The following is a 15676-nucleotide window of genomic DNA, read 5'->3' as shown; positions in this document are numbered from 1 at the left end:
AGGCTGTCACTGGCCTGTCATGACCCTGCGCTACCCGCTTGCGCCAAAGCAAATGGGGAATCACCTTGCCATGACGGACGTTTCCGCAGATCTGGTTTTTCGCCGCGGCAAGGAAGTTGGAAAGGCCGTCTACCAGAACCGCCCGCTGTCGAAAGCCGGCATCTCGGAGCGGCTGTTCGCCTTCCTGTTTTCCGGCCTCGTCTACCCGCAGATCTGGGAGGACCCCGATGTCGACATGGAGGCGATGCAGCTTGGCCAGGGCCATCGCGTCGTCACCATCGCCTCCGGCGGCTGCAACATCCTCGCCTACCTGACCCGTTCGCCAGCACAAATTGACGCCGTCGACCTCAATGCAGCGCATATCGCGTTGAACCGCATGAAGCTGGAGGCCATGCGCCACCTGCCTTCGCAGGGCGACCTGTTTCGCTTCTTCGGCGCCGCCGACACCAGCCACAATTCGCAAGCCTACGACCGTTTCATCGCGCCGCATCTCGACCCGGTCAGCCGTCACTACTGGGAGCGCCGCAACTGGCGCGGCCGCCGGCGCATCGCCGTCTTCGACCGCAATTTCTACCAGACCGGCCTGCTCGGCCTGTTCATCGCCATGGGCCACCGCACGGCAAAATTCTTCGGCGTCGATCCTGCCGGCATCATGCAGGCCCGCAATCTCGGCGAGCAGCGCCGCTTCTTCAACGAGGAACTGGCGCCGGTCTTCGACAAGCCGCTGCTGAAATGGGCGACATCCCGCAAGGCCTCGCTGTTCGGCCTCGGCATTCCGCCGGCGCAGTATGATTCGCTGATCACGTCGGGCGACGGCACCATGGCCAGCGTGCTCAAGGCCCGGCTGGAAAAGCTCGCTTGCGATTTTCCGCTGGAGAACAACTACTTCGCCTGGCAGGCCTTCGCCCGCCGCTATCCGAATCCCGGCGAGGCCGCCCTGCCCGCCTATCTCGAAAAGCAGAATTACGAAGCCATCCGAAGCAATGTCGACCGCGTCGCCATCCACCATGCCAATCTGATCGAGTTCCTTGCCGGCAAGGATGCAGGCGCGGTCGACCGCTTCATCCTGCTCGATGCGCAGGACTGGATGACCGACGACCAGCTCAATGCGCTATGGTCCGAAATCACCCGCACCGCGTCGGCCGGCGCCCGCGTCATCTTCCGTACCGCCGCCGAGCCCAGCCTGTTGCCCGGCCGGGTTTCCAGCTCGCTGCTCGACCAGTGGACTTATCAGGACGAGGCCTCGCGTGAATTCTCGGCCCGCGACCGTTCGGCCATCTATGGCGGCTTCCATCTCTATGTGAAGCGCGCGGCATGAGCACCACCGAGCTGCCGGCCAGCCATGCCGAACTGATGGACGGCGTCTACCGCTGGCAGCGCCACATCTACGACCTGACCCGCAAATACTATTTGCTCGGCCGCGACCTGATGATCTCTGGGCTCGACGTACCGGCCGGCGGCACCGTGCTTGAACTCGGCTGCGGCACCGGCCGCAACATCATCCTGGCCGCCCGCCGCTATCCCGACGCCCGCTTCTTCGGCCTCGATATTTCGGCCGAGATGCTGGAGACGGCCGGCACTGCCATTGCTCGCGAAGGCTTGTCGGGCCGCGTCACGCTGGCGAGGGGCGACGCCACCGATTTCGACACAGACGCGCTTTACGGTGTAGAACGGTTCGACCGCATCTTCGTATCCTATTCGCTGTCGATGATCCCTGGTTGGGAAAAGACGGTGTCGGCGGCACTTGCTGCGCTGTCATCGAATGGTTCGCTGCACGTCGTCGATTTCGGGCAGCAGGAAGGCCTGCCGGGTTGGTTCCGGGCACTGCTGCGCGGCTGGCTCAAGAAGTTCCATGTCGCGCCGCGCTCAACCCTGCGCGAGGTCCTGGAATCGGAAACTCGTCGAACCGGCGCAAGCTTCCGTTTCCGCACGCTTTATCGCGGCTATGCGTGGCTGGCCGTGATCGGGCCGCGTCCGTAGAAGCTAATGTAGCGCGGCCACCAGGGCCCCAACGATCGCCTGAGGGCGGTAGCCGAGCTTGGCCGGCGTCAGCCCGAGCCGCACCACCACCAGTTGCTCAGAGGGAATGATGGTCACCGTCTGCCCGTCATGGCCTTCCATCCAGTAGGTGTCCTTGGGCAGGCCCGCCGCCACGCCAGCGCCGGGCTTTTTCTCGTCGCCCGGTGCCTCGATCCACAACTGGCCCTTGCCGTAGACTTTCGAGGCCGGCGCCGGCTCCCGCATCCAGTCGACGAAGCCGGCCGGCAGCACCTGGTTGCCGTTCCACACGCCCCCTTGCAGCAGGAACTGGCCGAAGCGGGCCCAGTCATGCGCAGTCGCATAGAGATAGGACGAGCCTACGAAGGTGCCCTGTTCATCGGTCTCGAGCACCGCGCTGTGCATGCCGAGCGGCTCGAACAGCGCCGTTCGTGGCCACGTCAGCGCCTTTCCCTTGTCGCCGATCGCGTCCTGCCAGAGGCGCGACAGCATCACCGCCGTGCCGCTCGAATAGGTAAACACTTTGCCGACCTCGGCCACCAGTGGCTTGGCTTCGGCGAAGCCTGCCATGTCGGGTTCGAGGTAGAGCATGCGCGTGACGTCGGCAACGTCGCCATAGTCCTCGTTGAACTCCAGTCCACTCGACATCGCCATCATGTCGGCAAGGCTGATCGCCGCGCGGCCATCCGCCTTCCATGGCGTGAACAGGCCTTTGTTGTCGACCGCCATCTTGCCGTCCTTGACCAGCGTGCCGACGATAGCGGCGTTCACCGTCTTGGTCATCGACCAGCCGAGCATCGGCGTCTTTGCCGAGAATCCCGCGCCATAGCGCTCGGCGACGACGCGGCCATTCTTGACCACCACCACCGCACGCATGCCGGTGCCGGTCAGCGCCGCATCGTCGAGCAGCTTGGCAATCACCGGGTCCTGTGATGGCTCGACCCGCTCGCCCTCCGGCCACAGCGCGTCCTGGCTGACCGCCGACGGTTCGGCATAGACCGCCGTCCGTCGCGCCTTGCCGACATCGCCATCGGGAACCGAGGCGCAGCCCAGCCCATCACGGGCGACAGCGAGGCTCTTGCCAAGGAAGCCGAGCAGGCCCGCCGAGACCGTTCCCCTGTTCTTGTCCACCGAGACCCGCATCAGCCGCAGCAGCGGGTGCCCAGGCGCCTGCACATCGACCGCGAGCACCTCATTGGCGTCACGACCGGCGATGAAGACGTTCGAGCAGACAATCTTGGCCGAATAGCCCGAACCGACACGGATCAATTCCGGCGGTGCGATGTAGAGCCAGGCGAAGAGCGCGGCGATCGCCAGCACGACCAGGCCAAGCAGCCATCTGACGATCTTGGCGACGGTCCGCATTTGTTTCCTCCCAGGCCCCTGCCTGACGCTTATGTCATCGATTTGCCGCCATTGCTTCCGCAAATCGCAGTGCTTGTCGAGCGCCGTCAACCTGATATCAACCATGTTCGGCGATGACTGGATGCGTGTCGCCCAAAAGTGCGCAGCGGTTTTGGGACAACGACATGCACGAAAGCGAAGATACCGGGCGATGCTGTGGGGCGATCGCCCGTCGGGGGCCAGACCAAGCGCCGGCCATCAGTGCACAGACCCATCAGCGACCGGCTGAATCCGGCTCGGGAGTTGCGATGCGCCGTCTTGCGGGCCTCATCATGCTGACGCTGCTTAGCGCCTGCTCGACGGTGGACGATCTGTCGGCGCTGTCGCCGTCTGCGTCCAGTAGCAAGACGACGGTTGCCGTGCGCGCGCCGCGCTTCGCCGATTCCAAGCCGCATGAATGGGACAGCGGCGCGCCGTGGAACTACGCCGTCCACGGCACCGATGTGTCCAAATACCAGACGTCGGTCGACTGGCCGGCTGCCAAGGCCAGCGGCATCTCCTTCGCCTTCATCAAGGCGACCGAGGGCGGTGACCGCTTCGATGAATATTTCAACGAACACTGGGCCCGCACGAAAGCCGCCGGCGTTCCGCGCGCGGCCTACCACTTCTTCTACTTCTGCACGCCCGCCGCCCAGCAGGCGCGCTGGTTCATCCAGAACGTCCCGGTCGATCGCTCGGCGATGCCGCCAGTCCTCGACATGGAGTGGAACCCGAAGTCGCCAACCTGCAGGTTGCGTCCCGATGCCGCCACGGTGCGCGCGGAGATGACCACCTTCCTCGAAATCGTCGAACGGCACTATGGCAAGAAGCCGATCATCTACACCTCGGTCGACTTCTTCGATGACAACCAGCTATCGACCTTCCGTGGCTATCCCTACTGGCTGCGATCCGTCGCCGGCCATCCTCGCGAAAAATACGGCAGTCACCCCTTCACCTTCTGGCAATACACCGGAACCGGCATTGTTCCGGGCATGACCGGCAAGTCTGACATCAACGTCTTCAACGGCAGCGAAGCTGCATGGAACAAGTGGTTGCGGCAGAACACCCATTGACCCCGGTTCAACGGCAACGAAGTCGCCTGGAAAAAGGGGGCTGTGGCAGAACACCCGTTGACCCAGGTTTAACCGCAGCGAAGCAGAGCAGTATAAGGGGCTGCGGCAGAACACCGTTGACACCGGCCTGCCGCTTGCTTTTCGACACAGCCGGCGGCAAAGAGTGCAACCGGCGGTAATCAAGGGCGTTGGGGCTTCCGAGGGGGGCACGACAAAATGCCCTCATTCGTTCGAAAGGAAGCTGATGCGACTGCATTCCCAAGCCCTCGCGGCGCTCTTCTTGTGCGCCACGGCCTTGCCGGCGATGGCGCAGGAATGTGGCGGCGACTTCGAAGCCTGGAAGCAGGGCGTAGCGGCGGAAGCCAAGTCGGCTGGTGTCGGTGCAGTGGGCCTGGACGCGCTGGAGGATGCCACCATCGACGACAAGGTCCTGGCGCGCGACCGCGCCCAGGGCGTCTTCACCCAGACCTTCACCGAGTTTTCCAATCGCATGATCTCGGCCTACCGGCTGAAGCAGGGCGCGGCGAACCTGAAGAAATACGCCGATGTCTTCGCCCGTGCCGACCAGCAATTCGGCGTCCAGGCACCGATCATCGCCGCCTTCTGGGCGCTGGAGACCGATTTCGGCGCCGTGCAGGGCGATTTCCACACGCTGAGCGCCCTGGTGACGCTGTCCCATGATTGCCGTCGCCCGCAACTGTTCCGGCCTCAGCTCGTGCCACTTCTGGAATTGATCGATCGCGGCGTCGTGCCGGCCGATGTCAGGGGTGCCTGGGCCGGTGAGATCGGCCAGACGCAGATCCTGCCTTCCGACTATCTGGCGCGCGGCGTCGACGGCGATGGCGACGGAAAGGTCGACCTGCGCGGCAGCGTGCCGGATGTGATCATGACCACTGCCAACAAGGTTCTGTCGCGTGGCTGGAAACGCGACGAGCCCTGGATCCAGGAGGTCCGCGTGCCCGACGACATGCCGTGGGACCAGACCGGGCGCACCAACAAGCTGCCGCTGACACAATGGGCACAATGGGGTGTCACCTACCCCAGCGGCGCCCCGTTGGTCGACAATGGCCTGAAAGCGGGCCTCGCGCTTCCGATGGGCCGCAAGGGGCCAGCCTTCCTCACCTACGACAATTTCGACGTCTATCTCGAATGGAACCAGTCCTTCACCTACGCGCTGACAGCTGCCAACCTCGCCGCCAGGCTGGCGGGCGCGCCACAGTTCGATCCGCGCAATCCCGAGACCGGCCTCAACAACGAGCAACTGAAGGCGCTGCAGACCAGGCTGGAAGCCAGGGGCTACGATGTCGGCACGGTCGACGGCATCCTCGGCACCAACACCCGCGAAGCCATCCGCAAGGAGCAGATGCGCCTTGGCCTGCCTGTGGACGGCTGGCCGACGCCGGAGCTTTTGGCGAGGCTCTAGTGAGTGCGAACAGTAAGTAGTGAATAGAAGAGCCGCTTCTATTCACCACCTCACTAATTCGCCATCGTCTCCAAACTCGCAAAGCCTTGCGGCGCGTCGCCTTCGTCGAACGGCGTCGTCACCTCGACGAAGGTGTCGGGGTAAAAGCCGTTGAAGCGGGTCCTAAGCGACAGCGAATAGGCGCCGATATGGCCGATCTCGATCCAGTCGCCGGTGTCGACCGTTTCAGGCAACCAGAACGGCCGCGACAGGATGTCGACGGAATCGCAGGTCGCGCCGCAGACCTTGAACGGCACGATGTTCTTTTCCTCCCCATTGCGCGAGCGGATCGCCGGATCGGGGATGAAACGCGCCGGCAGCGTGATCTTGCCGGTCCAGGAGTCCGACAGCGACGCCCAGATGCCGTCATTGATGTAGAGCCGCTTGCCCTTGCGCAAGAGCACCCGCACGATCAGCGACAGGCAGCGCGCCACGATCACCCTGCCCGGCTCGGCCACCAGCGGTATCTGGTCGAATTGGTATTCCTTGAGGTCGCCGGAAAGCCGCGACATGATCTGGCCGAGCGACGGCATCTCGATGTGCTTGCGGTTGGGATCATGCCCATACTCGGCCGGAAAGCCGCCGCCGACATCGAGCCCGGCAATGTCGAAGGTCAGGCGGTTGCGCACCCAGTCGGCCGAGGCCAGCGCCCGCTCATAGGTATCGGGATCCTCGATCTGGCTGCCGACATGGAAACACAGGCCGACCTTGTAGCCAGTGCGGTTCAGCCGCTCCGCCAGCTCGACCGCATAGGCCGGCCCGGCGCCGAACTTCTTCGACAGTTCGTAGGCGGCAAGCCCCTTGGTCTGCACCCGCACGAACACGGCTATCGCGCCCGGATCGATGTCGAGCGCCCGCACCACCCGTGTCAGCTTGGTGATCTCGTCCTCATGGTCGAGCGAAATGACACGGATGGCGTACTTCTCCAGTGCCAGCTTGATGTCCGACTGCGCCTTGACCGGATGCATGTAGAGCATCTCGGCATCGGGTGAGACCGCGCGCACGGCGGCGAACTCGCCTGGCGAGGCAACATCGAAAGCAGTGACGCCGGCCTCAACCAGCGCCTTGAGTACGATCGGCTCGCCATTGGTCTTGACCGCATAGGCGGTCTTGCCGGGGAACATGCCCATGAACTGCCTGGCATCCGCCATCAGCACCTGCGGGCGGAAGCAATAGACCGGATCGTCCGGGCGAAGCGCCAGTGCCGCCTCGCGGGCATTCTCGAATCGCTGCATGGACGAATCCTCATGTCGGCTGCGCACAATTAATCCAAGCTAGCGGCTAATGAAAACAATTCTGTGTCTCGTGGCACTGACGCAGCTGCGCTAGTTCCAAGTGGCAGTGTTTGCCATCAGTCAGGTTTCGGGTGGCCCTTTTCGCCAGACCCGATATCCGTTCTGGCTGACCGGCTGGCATTCAGGCCGTCTGGGGAGGACGATTGACATGGCAATGGCCGCGACATCAGCGCCACGCGGGCCGATGGTGCTCAAGGACTGGGGACAGCTCCTGCTGCTCGGTGCGATATGGGGTGGCTCGTTCTTCTTTGCCCGCATCGCGGTGGCGGAACTTCATCCGCTGGTGCTGGTGCTGTTTCGCGTCGCCATCGCGGCGATCGCGCTGCAGCTCTATCTCGCCATTCGCAGACCGTCTTTCCGCCTCGCGCTTCCCCATGCCGGCCTGTTCTTCCTGCTGGCATTGACCAACAATGTCGTCCCTTTCTCGCTGATCTTCGCCGGCCAGACCCAGCTTGGCGCCGGCATCGCCTCTGTGCTCAACGCAACGACGCCGTTCTGGACGTTGATTCTCGCCAACGCGCTGACATCAGACGAAAAGCTCTCCTGGAACAAGCTGGCCGGCATTGCGCTCGGCGTCGCCGGCACGGCGATGATGATCGGCCCCGGCCTGCTTGCCGGGCTCGGCGGCCCGGTCTGGGCCAAGTTCGCGCTGATCGGCGCTTCGCTGTCCTATGGCGTGGCGCTGATGGTCGCCCGCCGCTTCAAGGGCGTCCCCTCGCCGGTCATCGCCACCGGACAATTGACCGCCTCGACCATCATCATGATCCCGATCGTGCTCTTCACTTATGGCCCGGCCGGTCTGTTCTCCGCCTCGCCTCCGGTCTGGGGGGCGGTGCTGGCGCTGGCGCTTTTGTCCACCGCCTTCGCTTACATCCTCTATTTCAACCTCGTCGCCTCGGCCGGCGCCACCAATGCCTCGCTGGTCACGCTCATCGTGCCGGCAAGCGCCATGCTGCTCGGCTTCCTGTTCCTCGGCGAACGGCTCGAACTGTTCGAAATCGGCGGCGTGGGGCTGATCGCACTTGGCCTCGTCACCATCGACGGGCGGCTGTTCGGAAGGCGTTAGAGCGCCGCAGTAGCGCTGCCATGACACGATAGTGACACATCGCCGCCACATTTTGTTCACAGGTCTGAAGCGGGTTTTTGCCGAAGAGTTTCAATGCCTAACGGCAAAAGGCGGGTCGCAAATCTGGCAATCACGTCGCAATGCAGCACATTTTTCGCTTGCCTGTGGCACAAATGAACCTAGACTCTCGGACATAGCTCTTTAAGAGGAGGCTATGTCATGGGACTTACGAGGCCTATCAACGCATTGATGATCTGTGCTGCGTTCGCCTTCATCGGAGCCCTCATTATGGGCTTTCTTCCCTGACCCGCCAAGACGGGGAAGACCAGCACCACATAGTCAAAACCATCGAGAAAGGCCGGGTTTTTACCCGGCCTTTTTGCATTTCGGAAGCTCGGAACAGGAAACGCTCTAAGCCGCAGCCGAACCCGTCGCCTCGGCTTCGTGTGAGCGGATGCCGATCATGTGGCAGATGGCAAATACCAGATCGGCTCGGTTCATCGTGTAGAAATGGAAATCCCCGACCCCGCGCTCGACCAGGTCCATGACCTGTTCGGCCGCCACCGCCGACGCCACCAGCGCGTGCGTCTGCGGGTCCCTGTCAAGGCCCTCGAACCGCTCCGCCAGCCAGCCGGGCACATGCGCGCCCGCCCTGGCGGAAAAGTTTGCGACCTGCTTGAAACTGTGAACCGGCTGGATGCCCGGCACGATGGGGATGTAGATGCCGGCGCGGCGGACGCGCTCGACATAGCGCTCGTAGAGATCATTGTCGAAGAAGAACTGGGTGATGGCGCGCGTCGCACCATTGTCGACCTTGCGTTTCAGCATCTCGATGTCGGTGGCGAAATCGGGGCTTTGCGGATGCTTTTCCGGATAAGCCGCGACCGAGATGTCGAAATCCGCGATCTTCTTGAGTCCGGCGACCAGTTCCGCACCGTTCTCGTAGCCACCGGGATGCGGGCGATAGGGTTCGCCGACACCCGAGGCCGGATCGCCGCGCAGCGCCACGAACCGGTTGATGCCGATCGACTTGTAGTCCTGGATGACCGCGTCGACCTCGTCACGCGTTGCACCGACGCAGGTCAGATGCGCCGCGGCCGGAATACCGGTTTCCGTCAGGATGCGCTTTACCGTGCGGGCGGTACGCTCACGCGTCGAGCCACCGGCGCCATAGGTCACCGAGACGAATTTCGGCTTCAGCGGCTCCAGCCGGGTGACCGTGTCCCACAGCCTCGCCTCCATCTCGTCGGTCTTGGGCGGGAAGAACTCGAAGGAAACCCTGACCTTGTCGCCAATGTCGGGACGGCGGGAAAAGCGGAACTGGTTCATCAGGCAATTTCCCTTATCTGCCTTGTGTCGTTGGAAGGGTCGGCGATCAGCAGGCGACGGTCGCGCCCAAGCCAGAGTTTTACAGTGAGCCTGGCTTCGTTGCCGCCGCGCGGCTCGAACTCCTGGCTGTCCTCGAGATCGAGGCCGGCTTCCGCAAACCAGTCGGCGATCTGCCGGTCGGAAAAGCCGAGCCGCATATGCGCGTGTTCGTCGCGCAGGAATTCCAGCGTGTGCGGCGCGAAGTCGACGATGACCAGCCGCCCGGCGGGCCGCAAAAGCCGCGCCGCCTCGTGGATGGCGCGCGCGGGATCGTCGAGATAGTGCAGCACCTGGTGGATGGTAACGAGATCGAAGGCGTCGCGCTCGACCGGCGGCGCGAAGATGTCACCCTGCCGCACCTGAGCATTCGAAACACCTGCCTTATCGAGATTGGCACGCGCAACAGTCAGCATCTCGCGCGACATGTCGATGCCGACACCGCGCCGGTACAGGGGTGAAAAAATTTCGAGCAGACGCCCGGTGCCGGTGCCGAGGTCCAGCATCGACTGGAACGGCCGCTTGCCGACCAGCTTCAGCATCGCCGCCTCGACGGCGCGGTCCGGCACATGCAGCGAGCGGATATGGTCCCAGCTTGCCGCATTCACCGAAAAATACTCGGCTGCCCGGTCCTGCCGCTTGCGTTTGACCGAGCCCAGCCGCTCTAGATCGCGCTCGACCTGCGGGTCGGCGCCGCGAATGCTGGAAACCAGCCCCATGACGAAGCCGCGCGCGGAATCCGCATCAGACAGGCGAAAGAAGGCCCACGACCCTTCCTGGTAGCGGCCGATTAGCCCGGCCTCCAGCAGCAGCTTGAGGTGCCGCGAAACGCGCGGCTGCGATTGACCGAGAATTTCGGTAAGATCGGAAACGGTGAGGTCGCCGCGCGACAACAGTGCCAATATGCGCAGGCGGCTGGATTCGGCCGCCGCCTTCAATGTGTCCACCATGGTGTCGAGCGAGACATGCATCAGAGTATTCTCTTTGAAAAAGATATAAACATATGTTTATGTCGATTTTCGCATCCTTGCAAGCGCTATGTCGCTTCCGGACAAGAAAATGCCGCTTGCGTGATCCCTTGGTGCATGTCGCCCAAAAGTGTGTAGCGGTTTTGGGGCAACGACATGCACGTCCAAAGATGAGGGCGCAATGACCGGACCACGTGAGATGTTCGAGGCGCGCGACGGCGAGCAGAAGCTGGAAAACGATCCGGCACTGATGCCGGCCGACGGCGGCATCGTCTTCATCGGCCGCATCACCTCGCCATGGACGACACGGGAGACCTGCCCTAAGAACATGCGCGCCGCGCGCGAGACCGGGCAGCCGGCCGTGGTGACCATCGACGCGCCCTATCGCAGCGGCCTGCAGGGGCTGGAGCGCGCCAGCCACATCATCATCCTGTCCTGGATGCATCATGCGCCGCGGACTCTGATTGTGCAGAAACCTCGCCATGCGGCTGAAGCAAAAGGCGTATTCGGCCTGCGCTCCCCTGCCCGACCGAACCCGGTCGGCCTGCATGTGGCAAAACTCGTCGGGCTCGACATCGGCACCGGCCGCCTCGATCTCGACGCCATCGACGTGCTCGATGGCACGCCGGTCATCGACATAAAACCCTACTTCGCCTCGACCGATGCCTTCGCCGAGGCGACCATTGAAGGGCGCGACGAGCCCAATCGGATTCGGCGATGAAAGCAGCGCCGACCGGCCGCCGCCGCGCCATCGCCAAGGCGCTGACAGCGCTGCTGCCGCTGGCGCCCTATGCCGACATAGAGAAGATCCGTGCGGATGCCGGTTCGGTTCACATGAAGACGTTGCCGCCGACCATCGCCGTGTGGTTGGCGACCATTGCCCACATCCGCCACGTGCACACCGATTATGAAAAACTGCTGGGCGAAGGCTATGACCGCGACTCGGCGCGTTTCTTCGTCATCGAGCAGACCAACATGATGCTCACCCGCTGGCGCGCGACACGGCTGCTTGACGCCGACGACGAGGAGGAATGAGGCAGAGGCCTGTTATTGCCGCGTCAGCACTGCGACCGCATTGTAGGGCTGGCCGTCCGCCTGGCCGGTCCATGTCCAGGACAGATTTCCCTTGAAAAACCTGACGGTGATGTTGCCGCCGTCGATGCACTTGTCCTGACCGTAGGTGATGCTCTCATGGTATTCCGCTGATGTCTCGTCCCTGGACGTCTGGGACAGGGATCCGCCGCAGCCAAGTGACGGATAGTCGATCGATGCACCGCCTTCATTGATCGTCATGGCGATCGACCAGTCGGCGCCGGTGGCCCCGGCTGGGCTCTGGTGACCGCTGCCGACCCAGGTGCCGCTCAGGGTCGGCGCATTCGCCGCGCAAGGCACGTTCTGGAAGATCGGCGTCAATTCGCTGCCGGTTTTCTCGCAGCGATAGGTCTGGCCGCTCTGGCACAGTTCCTCGCCTTCGCGTGCGCATTGGGCACTGGCATGGCCCGTGGCGGCGAAAATCGACATGGCTGCGATGACGGTCCCGAACCTGCCCATGTCCCCTCCCGGTCAGAGCCCGCAACATAGGGCAATTCCAGTCCAATGTATCGGCCGGATAGYCATCGAGGACGAACGGCGCCTGTCGGCTGGCTCTATGCCTTCCGCGTGGCGCCGATAGCCTGCTGATCCCGCCTTGCGCGAGAGGACGCCAGATGAGCCAGACGATGGCAAGACCGGATGAGAAGCCACTRCCGACGGTCAGCGACCGCCACGTCGACCCGCATTCCTATCCCGACGGGGTTGCCTTCCTCGACGGCCAGTACCTGCCGATGTCGCAAGCCAAGGTCTCGGTGTTGGACTGGGGTTTTCTGCATTCCGACGCTACCTACGACACCGTGCATGTCTGGAACGGCCGCTTCTTCCGCCTCGACCTGCATCTCGACCGTTTCTTCAGCGGGCTGGAAAAGCTGCGCATGACGATCCCCTTCGACCGTGAACGCGTGACCGAAATCCTGCACAATTGCGTGGCGTTGTCGGGACATCGCAGCGCCTATGTCGAAATGCTGTGCACGCGCGGCGCCTCGCCGACCTTCAGCCGCGACCCGCGCCAGGCGGTCAACCGCTTCATGGCGTTCGCGGTGCCGTTCGGCTCTGTCGCCAATGCCGAGCAGTTGCAACGCGGCCTGCGTCTCGCCATCAGCGACAAGGTGCGTATCCCGCCGGGCTCGATCGATCCGACAATCAAGAACTACCACTGGCTCGATCTGGTGCGCGGCCTCTATGATGCCTATGACCGCGGCGCCGAGACCGCAGTGATTCTCGATTTTAACGGCAATGTCGCCGAGGGCCCGGGCTTCAACGTCTTCTGCGTCAAGAACGGCAAACTGTCGACGCCGGCCATTGGCGTGCTGCCCGGCATCACCCGGCGCACCGTCTTCGATCTCTGCGCCGAACAAGGTCTCGCCGCCGTTGCCACCGATGTCAGTGTCGCCGCTTTGCGCGAAGCTGACGAGGTTTTCATCACCTCGACCGCCGGCGGCATCATGCCGGTGACGGAAATCGACGGCGACCGGATCGCGAGCGGCAAGGTCGGGCCGATCACCCGCCGCCTGATGGCGCTCTATTGGCAAAAACACGACGACCCGGCATGGTCGAGCCCGGTGTAATACCCCTGATCAACAAGGCAGCTTGTTCAAAAAGATATCCTTCGCCTCTGGAAAAACGCGCGATCGTCCGTATATGCCCGAAAGCGGAGAAGCCTCCGCTTTCACACGAAATCACGCCCGCAGGGGCAAGGACTCCACATCATGACAAACAAGGTTTGGTTCATCACTGGATCGTCAAAGGGCTTTGGCCGCGTCTGGGCCGAGGCTGCACTCGCCCGTGGCGATCGCGTCGCCGCGACCGCCCGCGATGCCGGCACGCTCGCCGATCTCGTCGAGAAGTACGGCGACAATATCGCCGCGATAAAGCTCGACGTCACCGACAAGACGGCCGTCGAGGCCGCGATCGCCGAGGCGCACAAGCGCTTTGGCCGGCTCGATATCGTCATCAACAATGCCGGCTATGGCCATTTCGGCGCCATTGAGGAAATCAGCGAACAGGAAGCCCGCGACCAGATCGAAACCAATGTCTTCGGCGCCCTATGGGTCACCCAGGCCGCGCTGCCGATCATGCGGGCGCAGCGCTCCGGCCACATCATCCAGATCTCGTCGATCGGCGGCGTCAATGCCTTTGCCTCGCTCGGCCTCTACCACGCCTCGAAATGGGYGCTGGAGGCCTTCAGCCAGTCGCTTGGCATTGAGGTCGCGGAATTCGGCATCCACGTGACATTGGTCGAACCGGGCGGCTTCTCCACCGACTGGGCCGGACCGTCGGCCAAGGTCTCCAAGCCGATCGAGGCCTATGCGCCCGCCCGCGCCAAGATGGCCGAGCGCCGCGCCAATTCGGTCGCCGGCGATCCCGAGGCCACCGGACCGGCGATGCTGGCCATTGTCGATGCCGCCGAACCGCCACTGCGCGTGTTCTTCGGCGATGGCGGCCTGCCGATGATCAAGCAGGAATACGCCAACCGCATCGCCACCTGGGAAAAGTGGGATGACGTTTCCATCATGGCGCAGGGCGCGAAGAAGAACCGCAAAGCCTGAGGCCAGTTCGGAGATATCCCTACGCCGCCTCGGCGGCGTAGCCCCTACCCTATGCGGCATTTCAATACGGGCGAGAGTCTAGCTCAGGTAGATCCACTGCTCGGGCACCCGCACCGATATCTCTTCGCCGGCCTTGATCGTTCCCGGCTTCTCGACCCAGGCGACGAGGCCGCGCAGCCGCTTCGCCGATTTCGGGAACAGCAGCGCGCCGGCCTCGATGTCGGCCATCCCGGCATGTTCGGCGATCGATCGGCCGGCGATGCGGCAAGGTCCGTTCTGCGCGTCGACCTTGATGGTGACGCCGTCCTTGAAGAACAGCAGCGTGCCGGCCGGCAGCATGGACAGATGCGGCACACCTTCGATCAAAAGATTGGCGCCGATCCACTCCGGCTTGATCTCGGCCAGGCCCATCCGGTCGGCAACGATGGCCAGCTCGTCCGCCGCCACGACCGACAATTGCCGCTCGTTGCGCATTTCGGTGCCGCGCGGATACCAGGGCTCGCGCCCGCCGGAGCGCCGCGTCGCGCCGGCGTGGAAATCACCTGATATGCCATCGAAGTTCAACCGCAACGCGTCGACCGGGCGCGTCTCGAAATGATCAGACGGCGCCAGATAAAGCGCCGCCACCTTGGCGAGCAGCTTACGCGCCGGGACGATTTCGACCGGCTTTTCAGCCTCCGGGAAGAGATCCAGCATCGGCTTCATTCCTTGGATGATGCGCCTGTTTTTGCCCTTCGATTGCGAACGCCGCAAGAGCGGTTTGGGCCAAAGTGCGCAACTCTTCGACCGAAGCGCCGTCGCGCGCCTGGATCGACATGCCGTTCATGACGCCGGTCAGGTATTTGGCGAAGCCCTCGACGGCGAGCCCTTCCGGTAGGTCACCGATTGCCCGGCCCTTGGCCAGCCGCTCGCCGATCGCCGCTTCACTTGCCTTGCGATAGGCCTTGAGTTCATCCGCAATGGCTTGCGCCTGCGGCGAGGCGGCGAGCGCACCGGTGACGAACAGACAGCCGCCGGGTTTGCCGGGTCTGGAATAGGCCTCCGCCGCGCCGAGCAGCAACCGCCGGATCGCCTCCCCCGTCGGCACCGGCGCGCTCAGTGCCTCCAGCGCAAAGCCGATCTCGGTCTGGTGGTAGCGCTTCAGCGCCTTGCGAAACAAAGTCTCCTTGTCGGTGAAGGCGTTGTAGATCTGCGGCGGCGTCAGCCCCATCGCCTCGCGCAGCATGGCCAGCGACGTCGCCTCATAGCCATGCTCCCAAAACAGATGCATCGCCGCATCCAGCGCCCGATCGAGGTCGAAGGCGCGTGGCCGGCCACCCCGATGCTTTTCCAAATTATCCATAGTGATCGATACGAAACCTGTTGACTCGCGTTCTTCGTATAACGTAACAATTGATACGAAACATGGCAAGCCGGAAGACATGT

16 protein-coding genes are annotated in these 15676 nt (G+C 63.4%); 9 read left to right on the top strand and 7 right to left on the bottom strand.

Annotated features, from left to right (window positions below):
- Positions 1-19 precede the first annotated feature (19 nt).
- Together AC1D0I_RS11260 and AC1D0I_RS11255 are read left to right on the top strand one after the other, a co-directional pair.
- Entirely contained in the window at positions 20-1318 is a 1299-nt protein-coding gene (locus tag AC1D0I_RS11260) for a BtaA family protein (RefSeq protein ID WP_477395096.1), read from the top strand.
- Complete coding sequence (locus AC1D0I_RS11255) at positions 1315-1980, top strand: class I SAM-dependent methyltransferase (protein ID WP_477395094.1); 666 nt, start codon at positions 1315-1317, stop codon at positions 1978-1980. The genes AC1D0I_RS11260 and AC1D0I_RS11255 overlap by 4 nt, the downstream gene beginning before the upstream one ends.
- 3 nt (positions 1981-1983) lie before the next feature.
- On the opposite strand, the gene AC1D0I_RS11250 is transcribed toward AC1D0I_RS11255, so the two are convergent.
- Entirely contained in the window at positions 1984-3363 is a 1380-nt protein-coding gene (locus AC1D0I_RS11250; protein WP_457150355.1) for a serine hydrolase domain-containing protein, read from the bottom strand.
- 287 nt (positions 3364-3650) lie between these two features.
- Between AC1D0I_RS11250 and AC1D0I_RS11245 the strand changes: the two genes are divergently transcribed.
- Positions 3651-4454, top strand: coding sequence for a glycoside hydrolase family 25 protein (locus AC1D0I_RS11245; RefSeq protein ID WP_477395092.1), 804 nt, complete (start codon positions 3651-3653; stop codon positions 4452-4454).
- 244 nt (positions 4455-4698) lie between these two features.
- Positions 4699-5877, top strand: coding sequence for a lytic murein transglycosylase (locus tag AC1D0I_RS11240; RefSeq protein WP_477395090.1), 1179 nt, complete (start codon positions 4699-4701; stop codon positions 5875-5877).
- Between the two features lie 53 nt (positions 5878-5930).
- Here the strand turns inward: AC1D0I_RS11240 and AC1D0I_RS11235 are convergent, their stop codons facing one another.
- Entirely contained in the window at positions 5931-7151 is a 1221-nt protein-coding gene (locus AC1D0I_RS11235) for an alanine racemase (RefSeq protein ID WP_095086875.1), read from the bottom strand.
- Between the two features lie 208 nt (positions 7152-7359).
- Between AC1D0I_RS11235 and AC1D0I_RS11230 the strand changes: the two genes are divergently transcribed.
- Positions 7360-8277, top strand: a complete 918-nt coding sequence (locus tag AC1D0I_RS11230) for a DMT family transporter (RefSeq protein ID WP_477395088.1) — start codon at positions 7360-7362, stop codon at positions 8275-8277.
- 411 nt (positions 8278-8688) lie between these two features.
- Here the strand turns inward: AC1D0I_RS11230 and metF are convergent, their stop codons facing one another.
- Positions 8689-9606, bottom strand: a complete 918-nt coding sequence (gene metF, locus AC1D0I_RS11225; RefSeq protein WP_095086870.1) for a methylenetetrahydrofolate reductase [NAD(P)H] — start codon at positions 9604-9606, stop codon at positions 8689-8691.
- Positions 9606-10613, bottom strand: coding sequence for an ArsR/SmtB family transcription factor (locus AC1D0I_RS11220; protein WP_095086868.1), 1008 nt, complete (start codon positions 10611-10613; stop codon positions 9606-9608). The genes metF and AC1D0I_RS11220 overlap by 1 nt, the downstream gene beginning before the upstream one ends.
- 178 nt (positions 10614-10791) lie before the next feature.
- On the opposite strand from AC1D0I_RS11220, the gene tsaA reads away from it, so the two are divergent.
- Together tsaA and AC1D0I_RS11210 are read left to right on the top strand one after the other, a co-directional pair.
- Positions 10792-11331 (top strand): tRNA (N6-threonylcarbamoyladenosine(37)-N6)-methyltransferase TrmO, encoded by a 540-nt coding sequence (gene tsaA / locus AC1D0I_RS11215; protein ID WP_457154110.1) that lies wholly within the window; start codon positions 10792-10794, stop codon positions 11329-11331.
- Positions 11328-11645 (top strand): DUF2293 domain-containing protein, encoded by a 318-nt coding sequence (locus AC1D0I_RS11210; protein ID WP_477395086.1) that lies wholly within the window; start codon positions 11328-11330, stop codon positions 11643-11645. The genes tsaA and AC1D0I_RS11210 overlap by 4 nt, the downstream gene beginning before the upstream one ends.
- A gap of 12 nt (positions 11646-11657) precedes the next feature.
- On the opposite strand, the gene AC1D0I_RS11205 is transcribed toward AC1D0I_RS11210, so the two are convergent.
- Complete coding sequence (locus AC1D0I_RS11205) at positions 11658-12161, bottom strand: hypothetical protein (RefSeq protein ID WP_477395085.1); 504 nt, start codon at positions 12159-12161, stop codon at positions 11658-11660.
- A gap of 155 nt (positions 12162-12316) precedes the next feature.
- On the opposite strand from AC1D0I_RS11205, the gene AC1D0I_RS11200 reads away from it, so the two are divergent.
- Both AC1D0I_RS11200 and AC1D0I_RS11195 read left to right on the top strand, forming a co-directional pair.
- Complete coding sequence (locus tag AC1D0I_RS11200) at positions 12317-13270, top strand: D-amino acid aminotransferase (protein ID WP_477395083.1); 954 nt, start codon at positions 12317-12319, stop codon at positions 13268-13270.
- A 141-nt stretch (positions 13271-13411) separates the two neighbouring features.
- Positions 13412-14251, top strand: a complete 840-nt coding sequence (locus AC1D0I_RS11195; RefSeq protein WP_477395082.1) for an SDR family oxidoreductase — start codon at positions 13412-13414, stop codon at positions 14249-14251.
- 78 nt (positions 14252-14329) lie between these two features.
- Here the strand turns inward: AC1D0I_RS11195 and AC1D0I_RS11190 are convergent, their stop codons facing one another.
- Positions 14330-14947: an MOSC domain-containing protein gene (locus tag AC1D0I_RS11190; protein ID WP_477395080.1), complete on the bottom strand. Its 618-nt coding sequence runs from the start codon at positions 14945-14947 to the stop codon at positions 14330-14332.
- A complete protein-coding gene (locus AC1D0I_RS11185; protein ID WP_477395079.1) occupies positions 14922-15593 on the bottom strand; it encodes a TetR/AcrR family transcriptional regulator in 672 nt (223 codons plus the stop codon). The genes AC1D0I_RS11190 and AC1D0I_RS11185 overlap by 26 nt, the downstream gene beginning before the upstream one ends.
- Positions 15594-15676: the final 83 nt, after the last annotated feature.

The sequence above is a fragment of the Mesorhizobium sp. P2_D1 genome (assembly GCF_056404455.1).
Note: the sequence above shows the minus strand (reverse complement) of the source record. Positions and strands in the feature narration are given on the sequence as shown.

Coding starts and splice junctions, on each gene's coding strand:
- AC1D0I_RS11205 (WP_477395085.1), bottom strand. CDS start 12,161: ATGGGCAGGTTCGGGACCGTCATCGCAGCCATGTCGATTTTCGCCGCC.
- AC1D0I_RS11245 (WP_477395092.1), top strand. CDS start 3,651: ATGCGCCGTCTTGCGGGCCTCATCATGCTGACGCTGCTTAGCGCCTGC.
- AC1D0I_RS11235 (WP_095086875.1), bottom strand. CDS start 7,151: ATGCAGCGATTCGAGAATGCCCGCGAGGCGGCACTGGCGCTTCGCCCG.
- AC1D0I_RS11260 (WP_477395096.1), top strand. CDS start 20: ATGACCCTGCGCTACCCGCTTGCGCCAAAGCAAATGGGGAATCACCTT.
- AC1D0I_RS11210 (WP_477395086.1), top strand. CDS start 11,328: ATGAAAGCAGCGCCGACCGGCCGCCGCCGCGCCATCGCCAAGGCGCTG.
- AC1D0I_RS11240 (WP_477395090.1), top strand. CDS start 4,699: ATGCGACTGCATTCCCAAGCCCTCGCGGCGCTCTTCTTGTGCGCCACG.
- AC1D0I_RS11220 (WP_095086868.1), bottom strand. CDS start 10,613: ATGCATGTCTCGCTCGACACCATGGTGGACACATTGAAGGCGGCGGCC.
- metF (WP_095086870.1), bottom strand. CDS start 9,606: ATGAACCAGTTCCGCTTTTCCCGCCGTCCCGACATTGGCGACAAGGTC.
- AC1D0I_RS11255 (WP_477395094.1), top strand. CDS start 1,315: ATGAGCACCACCGAGCTGCCGGCCAGCCATGCCGAACTGATGGACGGC.
- AC1D0I_RS11190 (WP_477395080.1), bottom strand. CDS start 14,947: ATGCTGGATCTCTTCCCGGAGGCTGAAAAGCCGGTCGAAATCGTCCCG.
- AC1D0I_RS11230 (WP_477395088.1), top strand. CDS start 7,360: ATGGCAATGGCCGCGACATCAGCGCCACGCGGGCCGATGGTGCTCAAG.
- AC1D0I_RS11185 (WP_477395079.1), bottom strand. CDS start 15,593: ATGGATAATTTGGAAAAGCATCGGGGTGGCCGGCCACGCGCCTTCGAC.
- AC1D0I_RS11250 (WP_457150355.1), bottom strand. CDS start 3,363: ATGCGGACCGTCGCCAAGATCGTCAGATGGCTGCTTGGCCTGGTCGTG.
- tsaA (WP_457154110.1), top strand. CDS start 10,792: ATGACCGGACCACGTGAGATGTTCGAGGCGCGCGACGGCGAGCAGAAG.